The following is an 8,179-nucleotide window of genomic DNA, read 5'->3' as shown; positions in this document are numbered from 1 at the left end:
TTCTTCGGCCGGACCCTGGGGATGCTTCACAGGAAGGGACTACCACGGCAGCGCTGCGGGCCGCGCGGAGGGCCGTCGTCATTCGCTGCCACGAGCGGCTTCTCGAATGCGCGAGATCATCCTCATGATGTCGGTGTCCCTGGACGGATTCCTCGAGACGGCCGACCGGGACTTCAGCTGGTACCGGGTGGACGACGAGATCCTCGGCCACTTGAACGGGCAGTTCCGTACGACGGGTGCCTTCATGTTCGGGCGAGTCACCCATGCTCTGATGGCCGGTTACTGGCCACTGCTGGCCCGGATCCGGGCATCTCGGCGGAACTCGTGGAGTTCGCCGGGATCTGGCGCGAGATGCCCAAGTTCCTCTTTTCACGGACCCTCACGCAGGCAGACTGGAATACCACGGTGATTCCCGACGTCGTGCCTGAACAAATCGCGGAACTGAAGGCGCAGCCCGGGGGCGACGTCGCCCTGAGTGGCGCCAATTTGGCCTCCACTTTCATACGGCACGGCCTGATCGACGAGTTTCGAATTCTCGTCCATCCCGTCGTCCTGGGGCAGGGCCGGCAGCTGTCCGAGGCCCGGAGAGTCGACCCCCGGGCTGGGATCGGGAGCTGTTGAAGGGCGTCCGTTGGGCCACGGGACATGCCTGCCGGTGCGCGGGAGTTCAGTCGATTGCCTCGATGCCAGGCCGCTTAAGTTCTTCAAGGTGGTTCCGCATGTTTTGGAGCACCTCAGTGGGTGCGGCTCCCAACCCAGAACCTCCTCGACCACTCGTAGCGGCGCTTGCGTGCGGTAGGACCTCGTCGGGTTGCCCGGGAACCTCCTGTCCGTCAGATTGGGGTCATCCTCATAGGGGCCTGTTGGTTCCACGCGGTAGATTCTGCCTGGTCCTTCGCCGACGCCGAGTTCAGCTCCCCAAGTAGCCGCATCCAGCGTCGCAGTGAGGTAGATGAAATTCGCCCTCTTTCGTTCCCCGAAATTCGAGCTATGACCGGGTTTAAGCAGGTCCCCGGGCTTCAGGTCAGCCTTGGTGCCGTGGTAGAAGGGCCCGGGGTCTTTGGCCTCGGACGCCAGCGGTCGGTTCTCCATTCATCAGCTCATCGGAGTTGGGCTCCCACACTAGGAAGGCGTTTCTTGTCTGGGCATACCCGGTGGACGTGGATCCCCACTTCGGCTGGGTCGGTTGGTTTCCTCTCCTCAAGTTCAACCGGAATGTAACGGCGATGTCTACGCTCTCTCCCAATGTGCTGAAGGTAGGCGGGTAAGTGGTCGCCGGTATCCCTCTGGGCACTTGCCATCTTGGCAGTTTAGATCTCTGCCCAGGCAGTGATCGCAAAACTGGAGAAGGGAATGCATTCAGATTGCCCCAGCACCCATCGCCGCCATGGCCTTCCAATACACTGGCGGAAACTACCGTTAATTCCTTGAAGGGACTAAGTTTTTTGAACTACTTCCACGAGCGGCAAGAAGCCCTTGACGCTACTCCCGGGCGGCGCATCCATAACTACGCCTCTGGTGCCTTGGTCCTTGCGGTAATGGCACTCGTCCTTGCGGGTCTCGCACCAATATGGGTTTCTTGGGCGACCCTTGCCGCGTCCTGTGTTCTGGATTTCTTCCTGTCCCGAAATTGGATTAGAGAAGATGCGCTAAGAGCTCATCTGGCGGACCACGCAGGCTAGATTTCTCGGATGCTGGATGCCTAAGACGCAACTGCATTGGTGCTCCAAGGCCGGCCCTTTTCAAGACATAATCGACGTCCTCTTCTCCTTCAACGGGGTGAATTGTGCCCGGGGACCGGGGGAGCAGTGCGGCCTGGGTCTGTTGCCGCCGGGGACGGTTTCGTCCGCGGTATTGATCACGAACCTGGCCAATCGCGTCCAGCCGATCATCCGTTACGACGTCGGCGACCGCGTCCGGGTCAGGCCCGATCCGTGTCCGTGCGGGGACCCGGCGCCGGCGATCCGGGTGCAGGGGCGGGCCTCGGACGTGCTCATCTTCCCCGCGGCCAGCGGCAGCGGCGTGATGGCGGTGCTGCCACTGGCGCTGGGGACCGTCGTCGACCGGACCCCAGGTGTGGAGCTGTTGCATATCGTCCAGACTGCCCCCACCAGTATTTCGGTGCGGTTGCTTCCGGGCGCGGGCGCGGACCCCGAACAAGTCCGGGCGGGCGTGGGAGAAGGGATCGCCGCCCTGCTCACCGAACTGGGCCTGGCCCGCGTCACCGTGGAGTCTGCCCGGAGCCCCCGGAACAGACCAGCGGCGGCAAGTACCGCACCGGTATCCCCCTGCCGACGGGGCCGCCGTCGTAATCAGCGAGCGCGCCGATGGGGCCGCGGCCAGGAGGGACCGGCTGAGGCGGGGCGTCAGTTATCAGTGCCGGATGCGGAACCGGGCCGGAGATAGTCCCGCAGCAAGGGGAACTCCGTGCGGACGTGGGCATCCAGGTCCGCGGTGAACCGGGGCGTGAAGTACAGCCGCAGCAGCGGGTCCAGCGCACGGCCGATTCCCGGCCACCCGGGGGTGACCGTGTGGCGCACGGACACCCCGCCCGGTACCGCGGTGAGCTCCAGCGACAGGCGCGCCGGGAGAGGCACGAGCTTGCGGAACCGCCACACCAGCCTGCGGCCCGGCTCGACCGCCTCCACGTCTCCGCGCAGATGCAACCGGCGCCGGCCGATGAACTCGTCGATCACCACCACGTCATCCACCACCACGTCATCCACCACCACGTCATCCACCACCACGTCATCCACCCCGGCGGCGGCCCGCCCCAGCGCGTGCAGCTGCAGGTGGGTGCCCGGCCACCAGTTCCGTACCGCTCATCGGTGCAGGACACCATGAAGTCGGTGACGTCACGGCCCGTCAACCCCGCGACGTCGACCGTCAATTTCATCACCAGCATTTGCGCCCCCTGGGCTTTCGCGCGGCGTGGATCTCCGTGCCGGCCTCTGAGTTTGATTTTGCGTCCGGCGGGCACATTTTCCACCGAAGGCTTGAAATCTGTATGGAGGCTCGGCACCCTTGAATTGGGGGACTATGGCCCTAGTCTTCCACATTGGCACGACGTTGGCTTGTGGGGCTGGGGCGAGGACCATTCCCCTCGCAGCACGCCATGTTCCACCCCGAACCGCACATCGAGAAGGAAGGCGGCATCGTCAGATGCACATCAAGGACCATTGGGACCAACTGGACCCTGCCACGCGTAAGTGGTTCATTGACAACCCGGGATGCCAGATCCTTCCCAGGACCATCACCGCCGTTGTCTCCAAGGCGGCGGGTGAGGATCTTGCCAGCGGGCAGCACGGCGAGACGGTCATTTCCCAAGAGGATCATGAGTTCATCCGTTCGAAGGCGATCGAGGTCTCGAACGCCTGAACGACCTCGTCGTCGCATGGTCACACGAAAGGCGCACCTCCACGTCGGAGATGCGCCTTTCGCCTTCGTCCGGTTCAGATGCCCGCCGTCTGGAGGCCCGCCAGGACCCGGGACAGGAACTCCTCCACAACCGCGGCGAACTCATCAGGCCGTTCGATCTGGGGCATGTGCCCCGTCGCCGAGAAGACGTGCGACTCGGCGCGGGGCAACGCCGCCGTCGCCGCCCTCAGCTGGCTGTACGGGAGGACGCGGTCGTGGTCGCCCCAGACCACGAGCACGGGAACGTCCAAGCGCGCAACGGCCTCGATCAGGGCCGTCCGCCATTCGGTCCTGATGCCGAAGATCGTTCCGAGATCGCGGGCGATGTCGAGGGTTGTTTTGCGGTGGGCCGCCCGCTGTGACAGGGCTAAGGAATGCTCGACGCGGGCGTCGGTCGCCAGCTCCTTGTCACAGAAGATCGACTGGACCGTGCGGCGTGATGCTGCCTCGTCGGGACGCATGAGCAGTGCGGCGAGCGGCCTGACGGTGAGCAGCCGCAGGACCAGTGCAACCTCCCGGCCGAATCCGGCGCTGTCGGCCAGAACCAGGGCTGAGACGCGGTCAGGATGGTCGGCAGCGAACGTCATGGCGACGGCGCCGCCGAGGGAGTTGCCCATCACGGGCAGCGGCTCGTGGACCCCAAGGGCGTCGAGGAGGGCGGGCAGGACGCCCGCCAGCGTCGCCGTGGTGGCCATCCCGGCGACCCGGTCGGAGTACGCGAAGCCAGGCAAGTCAACGCTGTAGACGGTGTGGCGTGCCGAGAGACGATCGTGTTGCTCGTTCCAGTCCTCCAGGCTCTGGCCAATGCCGTGCAGGAGCAGAACGGGATCCCCGGTGCCGGTCTTCCGGTAGCGCAGGCGCGTTCCCGCGACGTCGATATGTGCTGTTCCCGGGAGGGCGAGAGGGTCCCGGCATGCCCCCGGGGTTCCCCGTCCCGGCGCGACCGGCTGCCCAAGCCGGCCAAAACGAACGTGGTCCGTCAGTCTGCCGGCCCTGAGCAGGGCGAAGTCGCGCACATAGTTCTGGTGCAGCCGCCATGGCGAGCCGGTGCCCTGCCGGGGCAGGCGGTCGGCGTCGCGAAGGATGTAGCCGGCCTTCAGGTCGATCAGCGATGTCAGCCCGGCGTTCGCGACGCCGGCGGGGGCCTTGGGCGTGACCCATTGCAGGTCCTGACGGTCGAGGTACTTCAGCAGCCTGCAGATGTAGCCTGCGACCAGATCCGCTTTCAGCGTCCACGACGCGTTGGTGTAGCCGACAGTGAGCGCAAAATTGGGAACACCGTCGAGCATCATGCCCTTGTAGGTCAGGGTCTTGCCTACGTCCACCGGCCCGCCGTCGACCCGGAGAGTCATCCCGCCCAGCACGAGCAGGTTCAGCCCTGTCGCCGTGACGATCACGTCGGCCGGGATCGACCTCCCCGAGACCAGGTCAATCCCGGTCGGGGTGATCCGCGCGATCCTGTCGGTCACGATGTCGGCAGTGCCCGCGCTGATGGCGCGGTAGAGGTCACCATTGGGGATCGCGCAGAGCCGCTGGTCCCACGGCTGATACGACGGCACCAGGTGCGTGGCGACCGCAAAACCCTCCGGAAGTTTGGCGGCGGCTGCCTTGCGGAGGATTGCCTTCATCATTTCCGGCCGCCGCCGGCTGAGCTGGTACGTCAGCATGGAAAATAGTATGTTCTTGGCCCGCACGACGTCGTACGCCAGTTGAGGGGGCACCTTGCCTCCAAGGAAGTCGGCCAGGTGATCCCGGGACGGCACGGGGGCGATATAGCTGGGGGAGCGCTGCAGCATGGTGACCTTGGCAGCCGTGCCCGCCATCGACGGCACGAGTGTCACAGCGGTTGCCCCGCTGCCGATGATCACCACCTGCTTGCCTTCGTAATCGAGATCAGCAGGCCAGTGCTGCGGGTGGACGATCGATCCCGCGAACGTCCCGGCCCCCTCAATGACCGGGGCAAACCCTTCGTCATAGCGGTAATAGCCCGAGCAGACGGACAGGAACGAGCAGGTGAACGTGACTGACCGGCCGGCGGGCGCCCCCGGATCGTCATGCTGGTATTCGCCGCCGGTCGTGCGCAGGGCCGTCACAGTCCACAGTGCGGTTTCGCTGGACCACTCGGCCGATACCACCCGGTGATGCAGCCGGATCCGCGCTGCGAGTTCCTCGTCCGCGACCGTCGCTTCGATGTATTCGCGAATCGAATCGCCGTCGGCAATGGCCTTGGCGCCGGCCCAGGGCCGGAAGGAGTAGCCGAGCGTGTACATGTCGCTGTCGGAGCGGATGCCCGGGTATCTGAAAAGATCCCAAGTGCCTCCCACCGCCCCCCGGGACTCAAGGATCGTGAAGGTCTTGCCGGGCAGATCGCGCTTCAGCCGGCTGGCGAAACCGATGCCGCTCAGCCCGGCTCCGACAATCAACACATCAACGTGTTCGCTCATGAGGTCAAGCTACAACATCCGGGCGCAGCACATCGGAGAGGTAACGGGCACCCGGCCCCCATTCGGTGGTGTTCGGGCGGCCGCCGGCCTGCTGCCGGGGGCGGACCTGCAGGACGCGGCGGGTCAGGGCTTGGTCATGGATTCGGGTGGAGGCGGGAAAGGCTCGGCGGGATAGAAGCGCGCGACCTCGAGCATGTAGTTCGCCCATTGCGGGCCGGCGAGCATGTAGCCGTCAATGTTCTTGTAGAACTTGCCGTTAATAGTGACGTTCTGGCCGGGCCGTTTCTGGCCTTCCAGGGCATCCCCGAAGAAGGACGCGGTGGCCAGGCCGCTGGTGTAGCCGACCACCCAGGTCGCACCGTTGGTGTTGGATGTGCCGGTCTTGGCCGCAACCGGAAAAGTGGTGTGGACCCTGGGCTGGATGTAGATCCCGGATCCCTTTGTCAGCACGTCCTGGAGCACGGAGTTCACGCCGCGGGCTACCTCGGGCTTCACCGCGCTGCGACAGTCGGTGATCTGGGCCGGAAGCTCCCGTCCCGCCGCATCGGTCACGCCCGAAATGGCGATCGGGGCGCAATACCTGCCGTCAGCGGCGAACGTGGAAAACGCGGTGGCCAGGTGGAGCGGCGCCACGCCAATGGCACCCAACAGGTTGCCCAGCTGGTGCATGTTTACCGGGGCGTTGTCCACGCCGCTGTGAAGCCCCACGGCATCCACCATTCTCTGGATGCCGCAGACGTCCAGCCCGGCGGCCTCAGCAAAGGTGGCCGTATTGATGGAGTTGTAGAGGCCGTAATTGACGGGCATTTTGCGGTAGTAGCCCTCGTCGTTGTTCTGGAGGTCGTCCGCGGCGCCGAGGGCCTTTTCAGCTGTGTTGTAGGCCCCGAGAACCTTTCCACAGCTGGACTTCCACGGGAAGTCCAGCGGATAAGTCCGCCGGGCGGCGTCCACCTCGGCGACCATGGACTTGCCTTCGTTGAGCCATTCCGCGAAGGTGAACGGTTTCATCGTGGACCCGGGCTGGAACCCGCCGGCGCCGTTCAGGTCATTCCCGTCGGCGTCCTTGGCATCGACATTGAAGTTCAGCTGGGTGTCGAACTTCCCGGGGGCGGGCAGGAACACGGTGTTTTGTGCCATGGCGAGGATCCTGCCGGTGCCTGGCCCGATGGACACCAGCGACGCGCCCCATTTGTCCGGGTTGGCCCCGGCGGTGGCGTCAACCTGCGCCTGCGCGGCCGCCTGCAGCCTGCTGTCCAGCGTCGTGGTGATGGTCAGGCCGCCGCGGTACAGCGTCCTCTGGCGGGCCGTGGCGTCGGCGCCGTACACCGGGTTGTTGAGGATCAGGTGTGAAACGTAGTCGCAGAAGTACGGCGCCAGGTCAGCCGCCGAGCATCCCTGCTTGGCAGGGGTGATCTTCAGCTCGACACCGCTGGCGACGGCGGCGTCATGATCAGTCTGGCGGATCTTCCCGTCTGTGAGCATTTTGTCCAGGACCTGGTTGCGCCGCTTGATGGCGTTGTCGGGGTAAGCGGAGGGATCGTAGAAGCTGGGGCTGTTGACGAGGCCCGCGAGCAGGGCGGCCTGGGGCAGGGTGAGGTCCTTGGCGGAGGTGCTGAAGAAATGCCGGGCTGCGGCCTCAATGCCGTACGCGTCCCGGTTGAAGAACACGATATTGAGATAGCCCTCAAGGATCTGGTCCTTGCTGAACTTCTTTTCCAGCTCGATGGCGAGCTTCATCTCCCGCACCTTGTCGCCGATGCTCTTTTGTCCGCTGAGGATGACCTGATCGGTCCTGTCCGCCGACATCAGGGACTCATTGATCACGTTTGTTACGTACTGCTGGGTCAGGGTGGATGCGCCCTGTCTGTCGCCGCTGGTCAGGTTGGTCGTGAGCGCCCGGAGAATCCCCTGGGGGTCGACGCCGGCGTGCTGGTAGAAGCGGCTGTCCTCGATGGCGACAATCGCGTCCCTAATGTAGGGGGACATCTCGTCCAGCCTGACCTTCACGCGGTTCTCAGCGAAGAAGGTGGCGATCGGCTTCCCGTCCGCGCTCAGCACTTTGGTTGACTGCGACGGCGGATCAACCGCCAGCTCAGCGGGGAGGTTGTTGAAGAAGATGATTGACCGGCTGACGGCGACGCCGGCAGCCGCGACGCCGGGGACCGCCAGGCTGGCGACGAGAACACCGCAGACGGCGCTCACTGTCAGGAATCCGAGGACCCTCCACAGGGCCGCGGCCAGACCAGATCGATTCCGTTTCTTCGGCGCCATTTTTGTCCAGCTGTCGAGCCTAAAATGTGCGTCCAGAGTAGGCCGCC

5 protein-coding genes and 1 pseudogene are annotated in these 8,179 nt (G+C 64.9%); 2 read left to right on the top strand and 4 right to left on the bottom strand.

What is annotated here, in order from left to right; genetic code table 11:
- Window positions 1-324: 324 nt before the first annotated feature.
- On the top strand, window positions 325-621 hold the full coding sequence (locus tag QK291_RS18395) for a dihydrofolate reductase family protein (RefSeq protein WP_282384253.1): 297 nt from the start codon (window positions 325-327) through the stop codon (window positions 619-621).
- A gap of 135 nt (window positions 622-756) precedes the next feature.
- Here the strand turns inward: QK291_RS18395 and arr are convergent.
- A pseudogene (gene arr / locus QK291_RS18390) lies at window positions 757-1,092 on the bottom strand (NAD(+)--rifampin ADP-ribosyltransferase); the annotation flags it as partial.
- 1,274 nt (window positions 1,093-2,366) lie between these two features.
- Window positions 2,367-2,744: a hypothetical protein gene (locus QK291_RS18385; protein ID WP_282384252.1), complete on the bottom strand. Its 378-nt coding sequence runs from the start codon at window positions 2,742-2,744 to the stop codon at window positions 2,367-2,369.
- Between the two features lie 418 nt (window positions 2,745-3,162).
- On the opposite strand from QK291_RS18385, the gene QK291_RS18380 reads away from it, so the two are divergent.
- Window positions 3,163-3,378 (top strand): hypothetical protein, encoded by a 216-nt coding sequence (locus QK291_RS18380; RefSeq protein WP_282384251.1) that lies wholly within the window; start codon window positions 3,163-3,165, stop codon window positions 3,376-3,378.
- A gap of 74 nt (window positions 3,379-3,452) precedes the next feature.
- Here the strand turns inward: QK291_RS18380 and QK291_RS18375 are convergent, their stop codons facing one another.
- Together QK291_RS18375 and QK291_RS18370 are read right to left on the bottom strand one after the other, a co-directional pair.
- Entirely contained in the window at window positions 3,453-5,861 is a 2,409-nt protein-coding gene (locus QK291_RS18375) for an alpha/beta fold hydrolase (RefSeq protein ID WP_282384249.1), read from the bottom strand.
- A gap of 123 nt (window positions 5,862-5,984) precedes the next feature.
- Window positions 5,985-8,132, bottom strand: a complete 2,148-nt coding sequence (locus QK291_RS18370) for a transglycosylase domain-containing protein (RefSeq protein ID WP_282384248.1) — start codon at window positions 8,130-8,132, stop codon at window positions 5,985-5,987.
- Between the last annotated feature and the right edge of the window lie 47 nt (window positions 8,133-8,179).

The organism is Arthrobacter sp. AL12 (genome assembly GCF_029960645.1).
GTDB lineage: Bacteria > Actinomycetota > Actinomycetes > Actinomycetales > Micrococcaceae > Arthrobacter.
This window is presented reverse-complemented; position numbering and strand designations above follow the sequence as displayed.

Coding starts and splice junctions, on each gene's coding strand:
- QK291_RS18380 (WP_282384251.1), top strand. CDS start 3,163: ATGCACATCAAGGACCATTGGGACCAACTGGACCCTGCCACGCGTAAG.
- QK291_RS18375 (WP_282384249.1), bottom strand. CDS start 5,861: ATGAGCGAACACGTTGATGTGTTGATTGTCGGAGCCGGGCTGAGCGGC.
- QK291_RS18370 (WP_282384248.1), bottom strand. CDS start 8,132: ATGGCGCCGAAGAAACGGAATCGATCTGGTCTGGCCGCGGCCCTGTGG.